The organism is Microbacterium galbinum (genome assembly GCF_023091225.1).
In the GTDB taxonomy this organism is placed as follows: domain Bacteria; phylum Actinomycetota; class Actinomycetes; order Actinomycetales; family Microbacteriaceae; genus Microbacterium; species Microbacterium galbinum.
Map to the genome: position 1 here is coordinate 82,544 of NZ_JAHWXM010000002.1, position 20,268 is coordinate 102,811.

The window sequence follows — 20,268 nt, forward strand, 5'->3', positions numbered from 1 at the left end:
GGTCTGTCGTGGGTGTCGTGGACGGCGCGATCACGCGACCGACCGCAGAGCCTCGGCCGGGCTGAGGCGGGCGGCGCGCCAGCCGCCGAAGGCACCGGCGACGAGGCCGCCGAGCACCGCGAGACCGACCGCGGCGACGAGCACCCACGGGGTGAAGGGGGCCTGCAGCACGATGTCGGCCGCCTGCGTGGTCTGGAACATCCCTCCCCCGCCCGTCGGCCCGCCCATACCGCCGGGGCCGCCCTGCGCACCCTCGGTGGCCGCGGCGCCCGCCGCGACCGTCGGCCGGATGACGTTGATCACGATGATTCCGGCGATGCCGATCACGAGGCCGACCGCTCCCCCGATGAGGCCCTGCACCATGGATTCCCCGGCCACCTGGCGCACGACGCGCCCGTTCGACCATCCGATCGCCTTCAGGGTGCCGAACTCCCGGGTGCGGCGCCCGACGCCCGAGAGGGTCAGCAGGACCGACAGCAGCACGGCGACCGCCAGCACGATGATCGAGAGCCACGTGCCGAGGTTGGTGATGAGCGACGTCGCGCTCGACAACGAGCCCGAAATGCTCGACGCGAGCTCGGCCTGCGAGGTGACGGTCGCATCGGGCAGCTCGTCGGTGAGCGCCGCCTGCACCGCGTCGATCGACGACGCCGAGTCGGCCTGCACGTAGACGGTGGAGATCACGTCGCCGGCGCCCGAGAGCTCCTGCGCGGTGTCGAGGGGCAGGTAGACGTTCGCCGCGGTGTCGGCCGCATCCGACGTGGAGGTGAGGATGCCGACCACCTCGACGTCGGACCCCGCGACGTCGATCGTGTCGCCGACGGCGATGTCGTTCGTGGTCGCGTACGTGCTGTCGACGAGGGCGACGAGCGCGCCGCTGTCGTCGGCGTCGAGCGCGCGCCCGTCGCCGACCTCGACCGAGGCGAGCGGTCCGATCGCCGTCGCCGCCGGGTCGATGCCGAGGACGGTGAAGGAATCGACGCCGAACGCGCCGCCGCCCGCCCCATCGGTTCCACCCTGCGGAGGAGCCTGGCCCTCTGCGGGCATCTGTCCCTGCTCACCCTGCGTCGCGCCGTCCTGCTGCCCGAACCCGCCGCTCGGGAGTTCGCCCGAGAAGGTGGAGTTGGTGAGGCTCAGTGCGCCGGTCGCGGCCGAGACGCCCTCGGTCGAGGCGACGGTGTCGAGCACCGAGGCCTCCAGCGTGCCGCGCATGAAATCGGTGCTCAGCGTGGACTGGTTGAGGGTGGTCGTATCGCCCTCGGTCTCGCCGGAGTCGGCGTCGAACTCGAAGCGCGGGCCACCGCCCTCCCCGGGTTCCGCCGCAGCTCCGGTGACGGTCAGATCGGTGCCGACGCCGTACACGGACTCGAGGGCCTGCGCCTGCGCGTCGCGCACGCCCGCCGTGAGGGCGTTCACGATGATCACGAGGCCGATCGCGATCGCGAGGCCGATCGCGACGATCGTCGTCTGCTTCTTGCGGCCCGCGAGTTCGCGCCGCAGATATGTTCCGTACATCTCTCTCCTTCTGCCGCGGAGGTCGCGGTGCCAGAGACGACGTTAGGAACGCGGTCTATGCGGATTCGAAGGCACGGTGATGAAGAGGCTATGGATGACGGGGCCGGGGATGACGGCATCCGATCTTCACAGGCTATGCATAGCGTGCTCCATAGAAACCCCATAGGAGGTTCCGCAGAATGAGTGCATGACCAGTGATCTCCCCGACCTGCGCCGCCCCGACGGAACCCCGCTGCGCATCCTCGCGGTCGACGACGAGCAGATGCTCACCGACCTGCTCGCGATGGCCCTGCGCATGGAGGGCTGGGAGGTGCGCACCGCGTCATCCGGCATGGAGGCGCTCCAGGTCGCCCGCGAGTTCGAGCCGGACGCCCTCGTGCTCGACATCATGATGCCCGACCTCGACGGGATGGCCGTGCTGCGGCGCCTGCGCGAATCCGGGAGCCTGGTACCCGTGCTCTTCCTCACCGCGAAGGATGCCGTCGGCGACCGCGTCGCGGGCCTCACCGCCGGCGGTGACGACTACGTGACGAAGCCCTTCAGCCTCGAAGAGGTGATCGCCCGCCTGCGTGCGATCATCCGCCGCACCGGCCACGCGATGGCCGACGACGGACAGTCGATCCTGCGGGTCGCCGATCTCACCCTCAACGAGGACAGCCACGAGGTCGTGCGCGACGGCACCGAGATCGAGCTCACCGCGACCGAGTTCGAGCTGCTGCGGTACCTCATGCGGAACGAGCGTCGCGTGCTCTCGAAGGCCCAGATCCTCGACCGCGTGTGGAGTTACGACTTCGGCGGCAAGTCGTCGGTGGTCGAGCTCTACATCTCGTACCTGCGCAAGAAGATCGACGCCGGACGCACTCCCCTGCTGCACACCGTGCGCGGCGTCGGCTACATGATCAAGGCCCCGCAGTGACCCAGACGAGGATGACGCGTCGGCCGATGAGCCTGCAGACGCGGCTGATGACCGCCGTCATCGGGTTCGTCTCGCTCATCCTCGTGATCGTGGCCGTGATCACCAGTGCGACGCTGGGGAAGACGCTCGAAGACCAGCTGAGCGAGCGGATCTACGGCTATGCGGATTCGGTGTCGCGGATCATCAAGCAGGTCTCTCCCGACCTCGTCACCGCCCAGAACATCATCGGACGCGGTGGCGGCGAACCCGGGCTCCTGGTGGCGATCCAGAACCCGGCGACCGGAATCGACGGTGTCGTGGTGCCGAGCTCGACGGACGATTTCGAGGGCGGGACGGATGCCCTCACCTCGGCGCAGCTCGTGCAGATCGCCGATGCTCTCAACGGCCAGCACGTCGCCAACGTCACGATCGAGGGTCTCGGCTCGTACCGGGTGACCGCGTCGACGGCACCCTCCGGCGTCGTGGTCGTGACCGGCCTCCCCCGCGAGGCGATCCAGAATCAGCTCACCGCGCTGCTCACGGTGATCGCGCTCGCGACCATCGGCGGGCTCATCCTGCTCGCCCTCACCACGGCGATCACGATCCGGGTGGGACTGCGACCGCTCCGGGCGGTCGCCGCGACCGCCACCCGCGTGGCCAACCAGCCCCTCGATCGCGGGGAGGTGTCGATCACCGAGCGGATCCCCGCGTCTCAGGCCGATCCGCGCACCGAGGCGGGGCTCGTCGGCGCATCGCTGAACAAGCTGCTCGATCATGTCGACACGTCGCTCGCCGCTCGCCAGAAGAACGAGGAGCGGATGCGGCGCTTCGTCGCCGACGCCAGCCACGAGTTGCGGACGCCCCTCGCCTCGATCCGGGGCTACTCCGAGCTGTCGCTGCGCGCTCTCGGGCAGGCGCACGGACCGGAGGCGATCGAGGGCACGACCACGTCTCTGGAGCGCATCCAGGCCCAGTCGCTGCGGATGACGCGTCTGGTCGAGGACCTGCTGCTGCTGGCACGTCTCGACGAGGGGCGCGAGTTGGTCTACGGCACCGTGGACCTCACGCAGCTCGCACTCGAGAGTCTGGCCGATGCCCGGCCGACGGCCGTCGATCACCACTGGAACATCGAGGTGCCCGATGAGCCCGTCGTCGTCGTCGGCGACAGCGGGCGCATGCACCAGGTCGTCGCGAATCTGCTCGCCAACGCGCGGACGCACACCCCCGCCGGCACGACGATCACCCTGTCGGTCGCGCAGGAGGACGATGAGGCCGTGCTGCGCGTGCACGACGACGGTCCCGGCATCGATCCGGTCGTGCGCGACGAGCTCTTCGCCCGCTTCGCGCGGGGCGACAGCTCGCGGGCCCGCCAGACGGGAGGCACGGGTCTGGGGCTCGCGATCGCCAAGGCCATCGTCGAGGGGCACGGCGGCTTCATCTCCGTCGCCAGCGAGCCCGGAGACACGACGTTCACGGTGCGTCTGCCCCGGAGCCCCGCGGTTGCGGCGGCCGAGGGTGAGACGTCGGAGGCGAACGAGGCGTAGGGGCGGGCGGTGAGGTCGCTCGGCGTCGGGGCCGCACGGCGTCGGGGTCGCACGGCGTCGGGGTCGCACGTCTGCACGGAGAAGTCACGTCTGCACGGAACATCCGCCGTGTGCTCTGTGCAGACGTGCGTCGGCCGTGCAGATGAGCGAGGCCACTCAACGTCAGGACGCCCGGGTGAGTGCGGCGATGATCGCCGCCTCGACCACGGGCCAGTCGTGCACGACCTGGGCGTAGTCGAAACGAAGCGTCTCGAATCCTCGCGCGGATGCGGCGGCATCGCGCTGCAGATCGCGATGCCGCTGCGCGGGGTCGCCGTGATGCTCAGCCCCGTCGGCTTCGAGGATGAGTCGCCCGCCGACGACGAAGTCGACCCGCCCCACACCCTCGATCTTCACCTGGCAATCCAGGCGCATGCCGAGGTGGTGCAGCCGCAACCGGAGGAGCGACTCGAGGCCGCTGCCTGCGTCGTACCGAGCGAGGTCGATGAGCCATCGCGCGGACGCCGGCAGCCGCGCTCGCAACAGTCTGGCCGACCCGATCTTGCGCTGACGCATCGCCGATTCGAGAGCGACGAAGAACGCCTCCGCCCCGCGACAGGCGTAAACATGCACCAGCGCGTCTTCGAGCGGCGCCAGTCCAAGAACCGTCGCCCCCTCGAACCAATGGCTGACACAGTCGCATCCGGTGTGATGGACGCGTCCGTTCTCTCCGAGCCACACATGCAGGCCCGGATCATCATCGAGCACCCAGATCCCGTGCATCCGCAGCGCCGCCGTGCAGGTGAGCGCTCCTCCGTGAGCAGCAGCGGCGACGAGTTCCGGGGCGGTGCGATCAGTCGCGAACACCCCTCGCCGCACGCGCACGACAGTCCCGTCGCGAACGGCTCGCGCAACGTGGAACCGTGTCAGACCGAAACGATGCAGGAAGGTGCCGCGGGCGATTCCGCCGCTGTGGTTGATCACATGTGCAGGCGAGAGCATCCGACCATCGTCACCGATCTCGACGAGCAGCCAAGTGCTCTCCCGCCGCGTGCGCGAAGAACTCTCGTAGCTGCTCCGTAGTGCAGAAAGAGTGCACGCATCACACCTGCACGGAGTGCGCACGTCTGCACGGTGAAAACCGGCATCCGCCCGTGCGGACGTGTTTCCTCCGTGCAGGTGCGCACGTGCGGCGGGCTGCAGTCGGCTGAGACGGCGCGCACCGCGCGCGGGTCAGTACCCGGCGAAGGCGTCGGTGGTCAGGGCGCGGGCGCGCTGGAGGGCGGGCGCGAGGTCGGCGATCAGGCGAGGCGGACCCGAGATGAACGCATGACGATCGGCGATGTCGGGCACGAAGCGGTCGAGACCGTCGGCGTCGAGGCGGATGCCGTGCGCCCAGGTCCAGTGCGGCGGGAGGTCGTGCGGCTGGTCTCGGGTGAACACGACCACGTGCGCTCCGGTCGAGGCGAGCTCGTCGCGGAACGCGAGCTCGGCGGCCTCCGCCGCGACGTACACGAGCACGACGTCGCGCTCGACGCCCTGGGCCTGCAGCTGCCGGAGCTGCGAGACGAACGGCGTGACGCCGATGCCGGCGGCCACCATCAGCACGGGGCTCTCGCCGCGCGGGAGCAGGAAGTCGCCCCAGGTGCCGGTGACCGCGAGCGTCGTGCCCGGTTCGGCGGCGGCGAGGGCGCGCTTGTACGACGACGGATGCTGCTGGTCGCCGTTCTTGTACGCGATGCGCAGCGTCGGAAGGTCGGCCGGAGCGGAGACGATGCTGAACTCGCGGCGGGTTCCCCGTGCGTCCGGGCGGTGATGCGGCACGTCGAGTTCGAGGTACTGCCCGGGGAGGAACGACACCTTCCCCTTCGCGTGGAACGTCAGCTCCTGCGCGGTGGGTGTGACGAACCGGCGCTTCTCGAGCACCAGGCGCACCGAGCCGCGCACCGCGAACGCGAAGGCCACGAGGTTGCCGATGAGGAGCGCCCGTTCCTGGCCGAGCGTGAACAGGCCGGCGATCGAGATCGGCCAGCCGGCCAGCACGCCCACGACCGCGGCGACCGAGAACTGCTGCCAACGCCGCGGCGGCAGCGTCAGCGGCTCGGAGAGCATGAATGCCCCGAGGAAGAGGAACGGCGACTGCAGCAGTGCGAACGAGAACGCGGTGCCGAGATCGGCGTCGAGGCCGGCCTGCTGGGCCTGCACGAACTGGCGCAGCACCGACGTGGCGAGAGCGATCACGAGGAACAGCAGCACGATCCGCACCTTCTCGGTGCGCCACAGCACGGCGAGACCGAGCAGCACGACCGGGATCGTGAGCGACGGGGTGCCGACCCACCACGATGCCGAGGTGCCGAGCCACGAGAACGCCCCGAACGACCCCACGATCGAGACGACGGCGGCGCCGAACGCGGCGGGGTTGAGGATGTGGCGTCCGCGCCAGGCGATCAGGTACTTCGACAGGCTCGCCACGGCGCCCGCGATCGCGAGACCGAGGATCGCCTGCACCTCGACGCCCGGGCGCAGGACGAAGAGCAGGATCAGCGCGGTCACGAGCGACGACTCGATACGCCACGGCAGGCGGAGCAGACGCTGCACCAGCGCATCCACGCCCGAGATCACGACGGCGAGCACCAGGAACGACACCACGATCTCGATCGGCGTGGGCGAGACGATGACCCCGAGCGCCGACAGGCCGAGGGCGATGACGGCGAGGGCGATGAGCGCGAACAGCACCAGCCGGTACATCGACAGGGCCCCGAGGAGGGCGAGCACGCGCTGCCGTGCGGCGGTGAAGGAACGGTTCATGAGCTCGACTCTTCCCTATCGGGGCGAACGGGTGGGGGTGAAGACCTCGACGGGGCACCCGGGTGAGCGCTGCGCTCGGCCGTCGGTGCTCATGCGCACCCACTCGACGCCCCAGCGGGCGGCGAGTTCGGGGCCGCCGTCGAAGAAGAGCGCGGTGGCGACGGCATCCGCGGTCATGGCGTCGGGTGCGATCGCCCAGGTCGCCGCCCAGGTGCGCACCGGCAGTCCAGTACGGGCGTCGAGCACGTGGTGCAGTCCGTCGCCCCAGGCCCGGCGGTTGATGGCCGAGGCGCACAGGGCCTGGTCGCGGATCGTGGCGATGCCGATCGCCCGCGACGGATCGAACGGATGCTCCAGGCCGATGCGCACACCGGCGCCGTCGGCACCAGCGCCGCGCACGGCGAGGTCTCCGCCGGCATCGACGATCAGGTCACCCGCGACAGAGCTCAGCGCATCGCGCACGAGGTCGACGAGACGCCCCTTGCCGAGCGCACCGACGTCGATCAGTGCGGGATGCGCGACCGCCGCCGTGCCCGTCGTCCACCGCACCCGCTCGGTCCAATCGGCCGGCGCGATCACCGGATCTGCGGCGGTGAGCGAGTAGTCGGCGTCGTAACCGAGGGCTTCGAGGCTCTCCCCCACGAGCGGATTGACCGCCCCGGCGGTCGCATCCGACAGCTCGCGGTACGCGTCGAGCATCGCCCCCGCGTCGGGAGAGGCGAGCATGCCGCCCTCGCGCGCGAGGCGCGTGACATCGGAGTCGGGGCGGAACCGCGACCACTCCCGGTCGAAGCGCTCGATCACGGCATCGACGGCGCCGCGGGAGTCCGCCGGCAGCTCGTCGGCCGACTCGATCTCCCAGCGCGTGCCGATCGCCTCGAATCGCCAGATCACCATCGCCAGATCACCATCGCCGGATCACCACGACCACGTCACCACCGCCAGATCATCCGTCGGGGATCAGGCTGCGGCCTGCTCCTTGATGTCGTCGACGGCGGCGTTGAAACCACCGCTGGTCAGCGAGGATCCGGCCACGCGGCTGACGTTCAGGTCGTCGAGCGCCTTGCCCTCGACCTCTTCGGAGATGCCGTCGATGAACGCGCCCTGGTACTGCTCGGTCTCGCGCGCCTGCGGGTCACCGGCCACCTCGACGTCGGTGACGACGCCGTCGGCGAGGGTGAGGGTCACCGAGATCGTCTCGACCGATTCGGGGGTCTGGTACGAGCCCTCCGCCGTGTAGGTGCCGTCGGCGTACGACGACGACGCATCGGCGCCCGAGGAGGACTCCGAGCCGGTCGTGCTGTCGGTGCCGGAGGTGCTGTCGGTCGTCCCGCCGGCGTCGGTCGGCGTGGTCGCGCATCCGGCAAGGACGAGGAGTCCGGCGATGCCCACGAGGGCGGATCCCTTGCGGACGGAAGTCGGTACGGTCGTGCGGATCATGGTGGTCCTCCCGGCTCGGTGTCGTCGACGCGGTGTCGATGATCCGAGCGTAGGAAGGGTGGCTATGTGCCCGCTGTGCCGTGTCGAGGCGAAGGCTATGGGCCTACGCGTCGCCGCCGAACATGCTCGTGACCGAGCCGTCCTCGAAGACCTCGTGGATCGCGCGGGCGAGCAGCGGAGCGATCGGGAGGATCGTGAGCTTGTCCCAGCGACGCGACTCGGTGAGCGGGATCGTGTCGGTGATGACGACCTCGTCGATCGAGGAGTCCTGCAGACGATCGGATGCCGGGTCGCTGAAGATCGCGTGCGTCGCCGCGACGATGACGCGGTGCGCGCCGGCCGCCTTCAGCGCCTGCGCGGCCTTGACGATCGTGCCGCCGGTGTCGATCATGTCGTCGACGAGGAGGCAGGTGCGGCCCTCGACCGTCCCGACGATCTCGTGCACGGAGACCTGGTTCGCGACCTTCGGATCGCGGCGCTTGTGGATGATCGCGAGCGGGGCGCCGAGGCTGTCGGACCACGTGTCGGCGACGCGCACGCGCCCCATGTCGGGCGAGACGACCGTGAGGATCTCGCGGTCAGCGGCCGAGAGCGTGCGCTCGAAGTAGTCGAGCAGCACCGGCTTGGCGAAGAGGTGATCGACGGGACCGTCGAAGAAGCCCTGGATCTGGGCGGCGTGCAGGTCGACGCTCATCACGCGGTCGGCGCCGGCGGTCTTGAGCAGGTCGGCGACGAGACGGGCGCTGATCGGCTCGCGACCGCGGCCCTTCTTGTCCTGACGCGAGTACGGATAGTACGGGGCGACGACCGTGATGCGCTTGGCCGAGGCGCGCTTGGCGGCGTCGATCATGATGAGCGTCTCCATGAGCCACTCGTTGACCGGCTCGCCGAAGGTCTGCACGAGGAAGAGATCGACGCCGCGGATCGACACCTCGAAGCGCGCGTAGATCTCGCCGGAGGCGAAGGTGCGGTGCTCGACCGGAGCGATCTCCGTGCCGAGGGCCTCGGCGACGGCCGCCGTGAGCTCGGGGTGCGAGCGCCCACCCGCGACGACGAGCCGCTTCTTGGTCTTCGCGATGATGCCGGGGGCTACCCCGTTGTCGCGATCCAGATCGACCGTCTTCTTCTTCCGGGCCATGGCCTGCCTATTCCGCCGCTCGCTCTCGGGCCACGGCATCCGCCGCGCCCGTCCCTGCTCTGTTCTTCTCGACCCAGCCCTCGATGTTGCGCTGGGGTGCGACGGTCATGGCCAGTGCACCGGCCGGAACATCCTTGCGGACGACCGCGCCGGCGCCGGTCTTCGCGCCTGCTCCCAGCCTAACGGGCGCGACGAGCACCGTGTGCGACCCGGTGTGCACCTCGTCGCCGATCTCCGTTCGGTGCTTGTTCACGTCGTCGTAGTTCGCCGTGATCGTGCTCGCGCCGAGGTTCACGCCGCGGCCGATCGTGGCGTCTCCCACGTACGACAGATGCGGCACCTTGCTGCCCTCACCGATCTCGGCGTTCTTGGTCTCGACGTACGCGCCGATCTTTCCCTTCGCGCCCAGGATCGTGCCGGGGCGCAGGAAGGAGAACGGCCCGACCGTCGCCTCGGCTCCGATCACCGCGAACGTCGCGTCGGTACGGCGCACGGTCGCGCCCTCGCCGACCTCGCAGCCGACGAGCGACGTGTCGGGACCGATGATCGCGCCCTCCGCGATCGTCGTGGCGCGCAGGATGTGCGTGTTCGGGAGGATCGTGACGTCGGGGGCGAGCACGGCGTCGTCGTCGATCCACGTCGTGGCCGGGTCGACGACCGTGACGCCCTCGAGCTGCCAGCGGCGGACGATGCGCTCGTTGAGAAGGCGGCCGACGAGCGCGAGCTGCGCGCGGTCGTTGACCCCGTAGGTCACGGTGACGTCGGAGACGACGGATGCCGCGACACGGTCGCCGTCGCGACGGAGCAGGCCAGGAACGTCGGTGAGGTACATCTCACCCTGAGCGTTGTCGACGCCGATCTCCGGCAGGTACTGGCGCAGCGTCGCGGCGCGGAACACGTACATGCCCGCGTTGATCTCGCGGACGGCGGCCTCGTCGGCGCTCGCGTCCTTCTGCTCGACGATGCGGTCGACGCTCCCGTCCGCATCGCGGATGACGCGGCCGTACCCGGTCGGATCGTCGACGACGGCGGTCATGAGCGTCGCCGGCGTACCCGCGGCACGGTGGGCAGCGAGGAAGCCGTTCAGGGTGTCGGCATCCGCGAGCGGGCAATCACCCGACAGCACGAGCACGTCGCCCGTGAAGTCGTCGGGGAGGGCATCGATCGCGACCTGCACGGCGCGACCGGTGCCCGGCACGTCGTCCTGATCGATGAACACGGCGTCCGGGTAGTCCTCGGCGAGGGCCGCGACGACCTGGTCGCGCTCGTGCCGCACGACGACCTCGACGTGCGCGGCGCCGAGCCGGGCGGCGGTCGTGAGCACGTGTCCGACGAGCGGACGACCGCCGATCGGGTGCAGCACCTTCGGCAGCCGGGACTTCATGCGCGTGCCCTGCCCTGCGGCGAGGACGACGATCGCGAGGTTGTTCTCCGTCATGCTCCGCCGCCAGGACTCGAACCTAGACCTCACAGCTCCAAAGGCTGTCGTGCTGCCATTACACCACGGCGGACCGCGGCCTCCGCGAGGAAAGCCGCCCGCTCATTCTGCCACGCCGACATCGGCGCGAAACACGGCTCTGGGATGCTTCGACCATGAGCATCCTGATCGACCGCGTCGCGGGCCCGACCCCCGGCCTCGCCGCGTTCCTCCTCGCGCACCACGACGACATGGCCGGCACCGCGCCGCCCGAGAGCCAGCACGCGCTGTCGCTCGATCGGCTCCTCGCCCCGGGCGTGCGGCTGTTCGTGGCGCGCGACGGTGACGATCTCGTCGCCACGGGAGCACTCGCCCCTCTCGCCGAGGGTCACGAGGAGCTCAAGTCGATGCGCACCGAGCCCGCCCGCCGGGGACAGGGTCTGGGGCGGGCGATGCTCGACGCCCTGCTCGCCGACGCCCGCAGCCGCGGCATCCGCCGAATCTCGCTCGAGACCGGCAGCGCGGAGTTCTTCCGCCCGGCGCACGCGCTGTATGCGCGAGCCGGGTTCGTGGAGTGCGCCCCGTTCGGCTCCTACCTGCCCGACCCGCACAGCACGTTCATGACCGTCGAGCTCGGCGACGAAGCGCAGTCGGGGCCCTCGGGCGCGATAATGGAGGGATGAGCGCAACGGACGAGGTCGATCGGATCGTCGGCGCCTGGAACACCCAGCGCCCCGACCTCGACTTCTCGCCCCTCGAGGTGCTTTCCCGCATGGACCGGCTCTCGCGCCACCTCGACCGCGCGCGACGCGACGTCTTCCGCCGCAGCGACCTCGAACCCTGGGAGTGGGACGTGCTCTCGGCGCTGCGCCGCGCGGGGGCGCCGTTCCAGCTCTCCCCCAAGCAGCTGCTGCAGCAGACGCTCGTCTCGAGCGGCACGATGACCAATCGCATCGACCGCCTCGTCGGGCGTCGTCTGGTGCGACGCGAGGCCGATCCCGGCGACGGCCGGAGCATCCTGGTCACGCTGACCGACGACGGTCGCACGCGAGTGGATGCCGCGATCACCCGCCTCGTCGACGTCGAGGCCGACCTGCTGCAGGCACTGTCGCGGGGCGACCGCGATCGGCTGGCCGGGTTGTTGCGCAAGCTCAGCCTGAGCTTCGACGCGTGAGCGGGGTGCGCTGATGGGCATGCCCTCGCCCCTTCCCGTGCGCGACGGCGTCGGCGCGACGCGCCTGCACGTGCCGCTCACCGGGCCATGGCCGACGATCGCCGACTACATGGTGGAGCGCTTCTTCCACCTCGAGCCGGAACTGCTGCGGGTGCGCTTCGACCGCGGTGAGATCGTCGACATCGACGCCCGCGCAGTGCCGCGCGATGCGCCCCTGGGGAGCGTGGAGTTCGTCTGGTACTACCGCGAGCCCCCGGTCGAGAGCGTCATCCCCTTCGAGATCGAGGTCCTCCACCGCGACGACGACCTCGTCGTGGTCGACAAGCCGCACTTCCTCCCGACGACGCCGGGAGGCAAGTTCCTGCAGAACTCCGCCCTGGTGCGGCTGCGCAACCTCCTCGACAACCCCGACCTCGCTCCGATCCACCGCCTCGATCGAGCGACCGCCGGCCTGCTGATGTTCTCCGCGCGCCCCGCGACGCGCGGCGCCTACCAGCTTCTCTTCGAGACCCGCCGGGTGCAGAAGACCTACGAGGCGGTGTCGGCCCGACCCGAGGGCTGGGATCCCGAGCGTCCGGCCCTGGCGGGGCATCCGCTCCCCCTCGTGTACCGCACCCACATCGACAAGCATCGCGGCGAGCTGCGCGTGCGGGTCGACGACGAGCGCGAGCCGAACTCGGAGACGCTGATCGAGCTCATCCGTGCCGATGACCGGGTCGTGCACACGCTGCTGCGCCCGCACAGCGGCAAGATGCACCAGTTGCGCGTGCACCTCTCGGCTCTGGGCGTCGGCATCCTGAACGATCCGTTCTATCCCGAGCTGCGTCCGGAGGCGCCGGACGACTTCGCCCGGCCCATGCAGCTGCTCGCGCGCGAGCTGAGCTTCACCGACCCGCTGTCGGGCGAGGATCGCGTGTTCACGACGCGTCGTCGCCTGCAGGACGCTCCCGCCGGCGACGCGGCAGAAGCCCCCGCAGGCGACTGACGGGCGCGCTCAGCGGCGCATGATCTTGCGCGCCAGGCGCGTACCCAGCATCTGCACGAGATGCACGAACACGACGATGAGGGCGATCGCCGCCCACATCACGACCGGTTCGAACTGACGGAAACCGTAGATCTGCGCGAACGCTCCGAGGCCGCCGCCACCGATCAGACCGGCCATCGCGGTCATGTCGATGAGCGCGACCACGATGAACGTGTAGCCGAGGATGAGCGGGCCCAACGACTCGGGGATCGCGACGGTGAAGAGGATGCGGAGAGGGCCCGCGCCCATCGCGCGCGCCGCCTCGATGACACCGGGCGACACAGAGACGAGATGCTGCTCGACGATGCGTCCGATCGCGAAGGAGGCGGCGAGGGCGATGATGAAGGCTCCGGCCGTGGTGCCGATACCGACGCCCACCACGACGCGGGCGAACGGTTGCGCGACGGCCATGAAGATGACGAACGGGATCGGGCGGAAGATGTTCACCGCGAGGTTCGCGAGCATCGACACGGCGCGGTTCGGCAGCAGACCACCGGGGCGGGTCACGTAGAGGATGACGCCGATGAGAAGCCCGAGCACGCCGCCGAGGACGAGCGCGAACGACGTCATGTACAGCGTCTCGAGCGCGGCGGCCCAGAACTCGGGCATCAGTTCCTGCAGACGATCCATCAGCGGGCCTCCTCTCGTGCGATCTCGGTGACTTCGACGCGTTCGGCGATGGCCGCGAGGGTGCGGTCGATGGCGGCGCTCTCGCCGCGGATCGCCAGGGTCAGGTGGCCGAAGGCGCGCCCGCGGATGTCGTTGATGCCGCCGTAGACGAGTTCGAAGTCGAGGCCGGCCGCAGCGAGATCGAGGAAGACCTGCGCCTGCGAGGAATCGCCGTCGCGGAACGAGAACGTGACCAGGCGTCCGCGGTGGCGCTCACGCAGCACCGACAGCTCGGCCGGCGACGGAACGCCCTTGACCACCGTGCCGACGAAGCGCTGCGACGCCGGATTCTGCGGGGCGGAGAAGACGTCGAACACGTCGCCCTGCTCGATCACGCGGCCGTTCTCCATGACCGCGACCTTCGTGGCGATCGTCTGGATCACGTCCATCTCGTGGGTGATGACGACGATGGTGACGCCCTGCTCCTGGTTGACCCGCTTGAGCAGATCGAGCACCTCATGGGTCGTCTGCGGGTCGAGCGCGCTGGTCGCCTCGTCGGCGAGCAGGATCGCGGGGCCCGTGGCGAGGGCGCGGGCGATGCCCACGCGCTGCTTCTGACCTCCGGAGAGCTGCTCGGGGTAGGCCTTGGCCTTGTCGGACAGACCGACGAACGAGAGCAGCTCGGTCACGCGGGCCTCGATGTCGGCCTTCGACCAGCCCGCGAGCTTGAGCGGATAGGCGACGTTCGCACGCACCGTGCGCGAGGAGAACAGGTTGAACTGCTGGAAGATCATGCCGATGCCGCCGCGCACCTTGCGCAGCGCGCTCTCGGAGAGCGAGGTGATGTCGACGCCGTCCACCAGGATCGTGCCGCCGGTGGCGGGCTCGAGGGCGTTGATCAGGCGCACCAGTGTCGACTTGCCGGCCCCCGAGTATCCGATGATGCCGAACACGTCGCCCTTCTCGATCGACAGGGTGACGTCGTCGACGGCGATGATCTCGGTGTCTCCCGGTACGCGGGAGGGATAGGCCTTCGACACGTTGGTCAGGCTCACGATCGGCATGGAAGCTCCGGTGGGTGGGATGTCGGGAAACGACGAATCGGGTGACGCACGAGGCGCCACCCGATTCTCTCGCATCAGGCGGGGTGTCCCCGCCGTGATCACTTGTTCGCTGCGGTGTCCTTCTGGACCTTCTCGAGCGAGGCGACGAGGTCGGCGACCGGCGTCTGCAGCGGCACCGCGGTGTCACCCGACGACTCGAGGAGTCCGGCCTGGACGGCCTCGTCGGTCTGGAAGATCTCGACGAGCTTGAGGTAGGTCTCGTTGTCGGCGTCTTCGGCGCGAGCGGCGAAGATGTTCACGTACGGCAGCGCGTTGGGGTCTTCCGGGTCGTCCTGGGCGATCGCGTCGCTGAAGGTGAGACCGGCATCCTCGACGAAGTCGTTGTTGATGATCGCGGCTGCGACATCCGGCAGCGAGGTCGGGATGAGGGCGGCCTCGAGCGCGGTGACCTTGACCTTGCTCTTGTCGGTGTCGACGTCGGCGAGGTCGGAGAAGATGGTTCCGCCGCTCTTGAGCTCGACGAGGCCGGCCGACTGGAGCACGAGCAGGGCGCGCGCCTGGTTCGAGGCGTCGTCCGGAACGGCGACGGTCTCGCCCTCGGGGATGCTGTCGACGTCGTCGTACTTCTTCGAGTACAGGCCCAGCGGGTAGATCGCGGTGGAACCGATCGGCGCGAGATCCGAGCCCGAGTCCTCGTTGTAGCCGGCGAGGTACACGATGTGCTGGAACTGGTTGAGGTCGATCTCGCCCTCGGTCAGCGCGGGGTTCGGCTGCTCGTAGGAACCGAAGTCGACGAGCTCGACCGTGATGCCCTCTTCCGCAGCGGCCTCGACGAAGGCGGGCCACTGCGGGTCGCCCTTGCCGACGACGCCGACCTTGACGACCTCGTTCTCGGACGAACCCGAGTCGGAGCCGGCATCGGTGGACGTGGCGCACCCGGCGAGCGCGACGAAGAGCGGGACCGCGGCGAGCGCGGCGATGATGGACGTGGTACGACGGGACATGATGTGTGCGAGTTCCTCTCTCAGGGACTCCCATACGTTAGGCAGGTGCGGCCCCGGGCACGGAATCGACTGTCACACAGCGTCACCGGGCCCGACGGCCGCGCGTGTCGGGCCCGTACGGAGCGCGTCGTCTCCTTCGACGCCGGTCAGTCGAACTCCTCGATCCCCTGCAGGCGCACCTGCTCGAGGTCGAGGCGGGCGGCGATGCGCCGCACCACGATGTCATCGACGGTGCCGGAGCGGCGCAGGCCGATCAGCACCTCGCGCTTGCGGTCGAGGAGGGCGAGCTTGAGTCGGGTGTGCTCCTCGTGGCGCACGAGGGGCGAGCGCTGCAGCACGTCGACGTCGGTGGAGGTCGCGATCATCTGCAGGGTGGTGCCGTCGACGGCATCCGTCACTCCCCCGACGCCCAGTGCATCGTCGAGGGCATCGGATGCCGGGGCGCCGGGCACCGTCGTGTCGGGGGCGTCGAGCAGGGCGTCGAGTTCGCGCGCCTCGGCGTCGACGAGTGCCTGCTCGCGGGCGAGCGCCTTCGCGTTGGCGAGCTCGAGCATCTGGTATCCCTCGGAGCGCACGCGATCGCGCACCTCCTGACCGATGCCGTGCTCGGCGGCGAGGTCGTCGAGCGCCGAGAGCGCGGCCCCCGAGATCGCCCGTTCGGCGAGCTCGTACTCCTCCTGCTCGGCGTGGTCGACCGGCATCCGCGCCCAGCGCACGACCGCCGGCAGCAGCGGGCCCTGCACGAGCAGGCTGAGGAGGATGACGCCGGCGGTCACGAACACGACCTCGTCACGACCCGACGACCCCTCGGCGAGACTCGTCGGCACCGACAGCGCGATCGCCAGCGAGACCGCGCCGCGCATACCGGCGACGGTCGAGACCACGCGCGACCGGGCGCGCAGACCGCGCGGCGGTCGGGTGGCGGGCCGTTGGAAGAACCCGGTGAAGAACTGGAAGAGGTAGCGCACGACCACGAGCGTCGCCCAGACGGCGATCGAGGTGAGCACGAGCCAGCCGATCATCGCGGCCGAGATCTCGTGCACGACGTACTGCACCTCGAGACCGATGAGGATGAACAGCGCGCCGTTGAGCAGGAACACCCCGAACGGCCAGACCGCGTCGGACTGGCGGCGGGAGGATGCCGTCGTGACGCGCGGCGAGACGTACGAGGCGATGAGCCCCGCCACGACCACGGCGAGCACGCCCGAGGCGTGGATCAGCTCGGCGACGAGGAACGCGGAGAACGGGATGAGCAGCATCGTGACGTTGATGACCGCCGTACGATTCGACTGGCGCAGCACCAGCACGCCGAGCATCGCGATCACGACACCTGCGGCGATGCCGCCCACGTACGACACGAGCACCGTCCAGGTGACCGACCACGGGGTGACCTGGCCGCCGACGGCGAGCGAGACGGCGATGGCGTAGAGCACCAGCGCGGTGCCGTCGTTGGTGAGGCTCTCGGCCTTCAGCTTCATGAACATGCGCCGCGGCAGCAGGCGGCCGAGGGCCGCGACCGCGGTGGCGTCCGGCGGGGCGACCGCGGCACCGAGGATGAGGGCGATCTCCCACGGCATCCCGAACAGCACGCCGACGCCGGCGACCGCGAAGGCCGAGGCGACGACCAGGAGCGTGCTCATCGGGAGGATGTACCGGAAGTCGCGGCGGATCGACCGCAGCGACGTCGTCAGGCTCTCCCAGAACAGCATCACCGGCAGGAACAGCAGCAGCACGGTCTCGGGCGGCAGCTGCACCTCGCGCAACGCCGGCACGAAGCCGAGCAGAAGCCCGAAGACGACGAGCACCAGCGGCAGCGCCAGCCGCACCCGCGGTGCGATCAGAGTGCCGACGAGAATCGTGAGTCCGAGCAGGACCGTGACCTCGAGTCCTTCCATGTGTACCTCCCGGTGCCGCAGAATCGTGCTGTGCGACACCGGCCGGCGTCAGACCCCGCCCAGAGCACAGCGCGTCGCAAGGCAAAGGTATTCCCGCAGCACAGAGATCGCCAGGTACTGACTGTCCCTGGTTCGCACGCCCGGTTCCGATGCGGGTCGGGCGGGCGTCAGCCGATCTGCTCGGTGAGCTCGAACCAGCGCAGCTCGAGCTCTTCGATCTCGGCCTCCTGCGCGCTGATCTTCGACATCTTCTCGCCGAGACCCGCGTAGTCGGCCTGGTCGTGCTCCGCGAGTGCGTGCTTGGCGGCATCCACCTGCTGGGTCAGCTTCTGGATGCGGCGCTCGAGGGAGGAGACCTCCTTCTGCGCCGTGCGCAGGGCGGCACCGTCGAGAGCGGATGCCGTCGACGCGGCCGTGCTCGTCGCGGCCTTCACCGCCTGCCCCTTCTCGGCGTTCGAGGTCTGGAGGTGGCGCAGACGCAGGTACTCGTCGACGCCGCCGGGCAAATGACGCAGGTGCCCGTCGAGGATCGCGAACTGCTGGTCGGTGACGCGCTCGAGGAAGTAGCGGTCGTGGCTGACCACGAGGAGGGTGCCCGACCAGGAATCGAGGAGGTCTTCGATCGCGGCGAGCATGTCGGTGTCGAGGTCGTTGGTGGGCTCGTCGAGGATCAGCACGTTGGGCTGGTCGAGGAGCACGAGCAGGAGCTGCAGGCGGCGCTGCTGGCCACCCGAGAGGTCCTTGACCGGCGTCGAGAGCTGGGCGGACGAGAAGCCGAGGCGCTCGAGGAGCTGTCCGGGCGTGAGGTCCTGCGCCTTCGAGCCGGCACCCAGCGTGTACGAGGTGCGCAGGCCCGAGATGATCACGCGCACCGGGTCGTTCCAGTACTGGTCGAGCTCGTCGAGGCGCTGCGTCAGCGTCTGCACCTTCACGGTCGTGCCGCGCTTGACGCGGCCGACCGTCGGCTCGACGGTTCCCGAGATGAGGCCCAGCAGCGTGGACTTGCCCGCGCCGTTCACGCCCAGGATGCCGGTGCGCTCGCCCGGAGCGATGCGCCATTCGACATCGCGCAGCACCGTCTTCTCGCCGCCGTCGACGGTCGGGTACGTCACGCCCACGTCGAGGAGGTCGACGACGTCCTTGCCGAGCCGCGACACGGCGAGCGACTGCAGCGACACCTTGTCGCGGATCTCCGGCACGTCGGCGATGAGCTCGTTGGCCGCGTCGATGCGGAACTTGGGCTTGCTCGTGCGCGCGGGGGCGCCGCGGCGGAGCCACGCGAGCTCCTTGCGGGCGAGGTTCTGGCGCTTCGCCTCGGTGGCGGCGGCCATGCGGTCGCGCTCGACGCGCTGCAGGATGTACGCCGCGTACCCGCCCTCGAAAGGCTCGACGATGCGGTCATGCACCTCCCAGGTCTCGGTGCAGATCTCATCGAGGAACCACCGGTCGTGGGTCACGACCATCAGGGCGCCCGAGTTGGTGGCCCAGCGCTTCTTGAGGTGCCCGGCGAGCCACGTGATCGCCTCGACGTCGAGGTGGTTGGTCGGCTCGTCGAGGGCGATGACGTCCCAGTCGCCGGCGAGGAGGCGGGCGAGCGAGACGCGGCGGCGCTGACCACCGCTGAGGGAGCCGATCTCGGCATCCCACGGGAGGTCGGTCAGCAGCCCCTCGATCACGTCGCGGGTGCGAGCGTCGCCCGCCCACTCGTACTCGGGGGTGTCGCCCACCACGGCCTGACTGATCGTGAGGTCGTCGGGGAGCGTGTCCGCCTGATCGAGCACGCCGATCGTCGTTCCGCCGCGCACCGTGACGCGACCCGAGTTCGGTTCCTTGATGCCCGCGAGCATGCCGAGCAGGCTCGACTTGCCGTCGCCGTTGCGGCCAACGATGCCGATGCGATCCCCCTCCTCGATGCCGAGCGTCACGGAGTCGAAGACGACCCTCGTCGGATATTCGAGGTGCAGGGCCTCGGCCCCCAGAAGATGTGCCATGTCACTGTCCAGGGTAACCGGGTGCGCGGGGCTGGAAGACCTCGGGGAGCGCGGAGACGAACTCGTCGAGGTGGCCGTACCAGGGCGTGTGGGCGGCACCGCGGATCCGGCGGACATCGATGCCGGCCTCTTCCCATCGGCTCGCGGCATCATCGGAGACGAAGCGGCTGGGGTCGGCGACGACGGCGATCGATCCGGGTGGCGGCTGCTCGTCGACGTTCGCGCCGCACGAGATCGACGCCGACGTCGCGGGGTCGAAGAGCTGGGCGGCGCGTGCTTCCCGCTGCGCAGCGGCGACCGAGTACCCGGGGCGCTCACGTAGCGCCTCGACGGTGCGCGACGCGGCGTCCGCAGCGTACTGCGCCGTGAGGGCCGCGTGGTCGGCGCCCCCGGCGAAGCCGAGAGCGGCGTCGACGAACACGGCGAGACCGGACTCGAGCGCAGGAGCCGCAGCGGCGAGTACGGTGCCACCGTACGAGTGTCCGAGCGCCACGGCGGGTGGACGACGCAGGTGCGTCTGCACGGTGCGCACGACGGATGCCGCGGCGCGCGCGACCGTGAGACCCGGGTCGCGCGGCGAGCGGCCGTGGCCCGGGAGGTCGATCGCGACGACGCGCCAGCCGTTCGCGGCGAGGAGCGGAACGAGATCGTGCCAGCTCTCGGTCGATCCCATGAGTCCGTGCAGCAGGACGATGCTCCCGACATCGTGCTCGCGTGTGCTGTCAGCGGCCTGGTGCGTCGGCAGCGTGATCTCGGCGTGCAGAAGCATCC

19 protein-coding genes and 1 tRNA gene are annotated in these 20,268 nt (G+C 69.9%); 6 read left to right on the forward strand and 14 right to left on the reverse strand.

The features are described 5' to 3' along the window. Nucleotides 1-30: 30 nt before the first annotated feature. Entirely contained in the window at nt 31-1,515 is a 1,485-nt protein-coding gene (locus KZC52_RS14495) for an ABC transporter permease (RefSeq protein ID WP_247624849.1), read from the reverse strand. Between the two features lie 187 nt (nt 1,516-1,702). On the opposite strand from KZC52_RS14495, the gene KZC52_RS14500 reads away from it, so the two are divergent. Both KZC52_RS14500 and KZC52_RS14505 read left to right on the forward strand, forming a co-directional pair. Then, nucleotides 1,703-2,431, forward strand: coding sequence for a response regulator transcription factor (locus tag KZC52_RS14500; RefSeq protein ID WP_247624850.1), 729 nt, complete (start codon nt 1,703-1,705; stop codon nt 2,429-2,431). 26 nt (nt 2,432-2,457) lie between these two features. Then, nucleotides 2,458-3,954 (forward strand): sensor histidine kinase, encoded by a 1,497-nt coding sequence (locus KZC52_RS14505; protein WP_247624851.1) that lies wholly within the window; start codon nt 2,458-2,460, stop codon nt 3,952-3,954. A 162-nt stretch (nt 3,955-4,116) separates the two neighbouring features. Here KZC52_RS14505 and KZC52_RS17610 read toward each other — a convergent pair whose 3' ends face one another. Further along, nucleotides 4,117-4,566 carry an endonuclease domain-containing protein gene (locus KZC52_RS17610; protein ID WP_247624852.1) on the reverse strand — a complete coding sequence of 150 codons (450 nt, stop codon included), beginning with the start codon at nt 4,564-4,566 and terminating at the stop codon, nt 4,117-4,119. On the opposite strand from KZC52_RS17610, the gene KZC52_RS14515 reads away from it, so the two are divergent. Beyond that, nucleotides 4,561-5,016, forward strand: coding sequence for a hypothetical protein (locus KZC52_RS14515; protein WP_247624853.1), 456 nt, complete (start codon nt 4,561-4,563; stop codon nt 5,014-5,016). The two genes, KZC52_RS17610 and KZC52_RS14515, sit on opposite strands and share 6 nt — an antisense overlap. 150 nt (nt 5,017-5,166) lie before the next feature. Here the strand turns inward: KZC52_RS14515 and KZC52_RS14520 are convergent, their stop codons facing one another. The 6 genes from KZC52_RS14520 to KZC52_RS14545 form a co-directional block, all read right to left on the reverse strand. Then, nucleotides 5,167-6,741, reverse strand: coding sequence for a flavodoxin reductase (locus KZC52_RS14520; protein ID WP_247624854.1), 1,575 nt, complete (start codon nt 6,739-6,741; stop codon nt 5,167-5,169). A 15-nt stretch (nt 6,742-6,756) separates the two neighbouring features. Then, nucleotides 6,757-7,638: an FAD:protein FMN transferase gene (locus KZC52_RS14525; protein WP_247624855.1), complete on the reverse strand. Its 882-nt coding sequence runs from the start codon at nt 7,636-7,638 to the stop codon at nt 6,757-6,759. Between the two features lie 63 nt (nt 7,639-7,701). After that, entirely contained in the window at nt 7,702-8,181 is a 480-nt protein-coding gene (locus KZC52_RS14530; RefSeq protein WP_247624856.1) for an FMN-binding protein, read from the reverse strand. Between the two features lie 103 nt (nt 8,182-8,284). Next, nucleotides 8,285-9,319 carry a ribose-phosphate diphosphokinase gene (locus tag KZC52_RS14535; protein ID WP_247624857.1) on the reverse strand — a complete coding sequence of 345 codons (1,035 nt, stop codon included), beginning with the start codon at nt 9,317-9,319 and terminating at the stop codon, nt 8,285-8,287. A gap of 7 nt (nt 9,320-9,326) precedes the next feature. Further along, on the reverse strand, nt 9,327-10,757 hold the full coding sequence (gene glmU / locus KZC52_RS14540) for a bifunctional UDP-N-acetylglucosamine diphosphorylase/glucosamine-1-phosphate N-acetyltransferase GlmU (protein ID WP_247624858.1): 1,431 nt from the start codon (nt 10,755-10,757) through the stop codon (nt 9,327-9,329). Nucleotide 10,758: 1 nt separating this feature from the next. Beyond that, nucleotides 10,759-10,830, reverse strand: a tRNA-Gln gene (locus KZC52_RS14545). 82 nt (nt 10,831-10,912) lie between these two features. Between KZC52_RS14545 and KZC52_RS14550 the strand changes: the two genes are divergently transcribed. Genes KZC52_RS14550 through KZC52_RS14560 form a run of 3 tightly spaced genes read left to right on the forward strand, consistent with a single transcriptional unit; the run spans nt 10,913 to nt 12,895 of the window. Next, nucleotides 10,913-11,419, forward strand: coding sequence for a GNAT family N-acetyltransferase (locus KZC52_RS14550; RefSeq protein ID WP_247624859.1), 507 nt, complete (start codon nt 10,913-10,915; stop codon nt 11,417-11,419). Then, nucleotides 11,416-11,910 carry a MarR family winged helix-turn-helix transcriptional regulator gene (locus KZC52_RS14555; protein WP_247624860.1) on the forward strand — a complete coding sequence of 165 codons (495 nt, stop codon included), beginning with the start codon at nt 11,416-11,418 and terminating at the stop codon, nt 11,908-11,910. Before KZC52_RS14550 ends, KZC52_RS14555 begins: the two co-directional genes overlap by 4 nt. A 13-nt stretch (nt 11,911-11,923) precedes the next feature. Next, nucleotides 11,924-12,895, forward strand: coding sequence for a pseudouridine synthase (locus KZC52_RS14560; protein WP_247624861.1), 972 nt, complete (start codon nt 11,924-11,926; stop codon nt 12,893-12,895). Between the two features lie 9 nt (nt 12,896-12,904). On the opposite strand, the gene KZC52_RS14565 is transcribed toward KZC52_RS14560, so the two are convergent. The 6 genes from KZC52_RS14565 to KZC52_RS14590 all read right to left on the reverse strand — a co-directional run bounded on the left by KZC52_RS14565 (nt 12,905) and on the right by KZC52_RS14590 (nt 20,266). Next, nucleotides 12,905-13,564: a methionine ABC transporter permease gene (locus tag KZC52_RS14565; protein ID WP_247624862.1), complete on the reverse strand. Its 660-nt coding sequence runs from the start codon at nt 13,562-13,564 to the stop codon at nt 12,905-12,907. Beyond that, entirely contained in the window at nt 13,564-14,607 is a 1,044-nt protein-coding gene (locus tag KZC52_RS14570) for a methionine ABC transporter ATP-binding protein (protein ID WP_247624863.1), read from the reverse strand. The genes KZC52_RS14565 and KZC52_RS14570 overlap by 1 nt, the downstream gene beginning before the upstream one ends. A gap of 98 nt (nt 14,608-14,705) precedes the next feature. Next, nucleotides 14,706-15,611, reverse strand: a complete 906-nt coding sequence (locus KZC52_RS14575) for a MetQ/NlpA family ABC transporter substrate-binding protein (protein ID WP_247624864.1) — start codon at nt 15,609-15,611, stop codon at nt 14,706-14,708. A 146-nt stretch (nt 15,612-15,757) separates the two neighbouring features. Beyond that, complete coding sequence (locus KZC52_RS14580) at nt 15,758-17,506, reverse strand: Na+/H+ antiporter (protein WP_247624865.1); 1,749 nt, start codon at nt 17,504-17,506, stop codon at nt 15,758-15,760. A gap of 167 nt (nt 17,507-17,673) precedes the next feature. Further along, on the reverse strand, nt 17,674-19,497 hold the full coding sequence (locus KZC52_RS14585) for an ABC-F family ATP-binding cassette domain-containing protein (RefSeq protein ID WP_247624866.1): 1,824 nt from the start codon (nt 19,495-19,497) through the stop codon (nt 17,674-17,676). A gap of 1 nt (nt 19,498) precedes the next feature. Next, a complete protein-coding gene (locus KZC52_RS14590; RefSeq protein WP_247624867.1) occupies nt 19,499-20,266 on the reverse strand; it encodes an alpha/beta fold hydrolase in 768 nt (255 codons plus the stop codon). Nucleotides 20,267-20,268 lie beyond the last annotated feature (2 nt).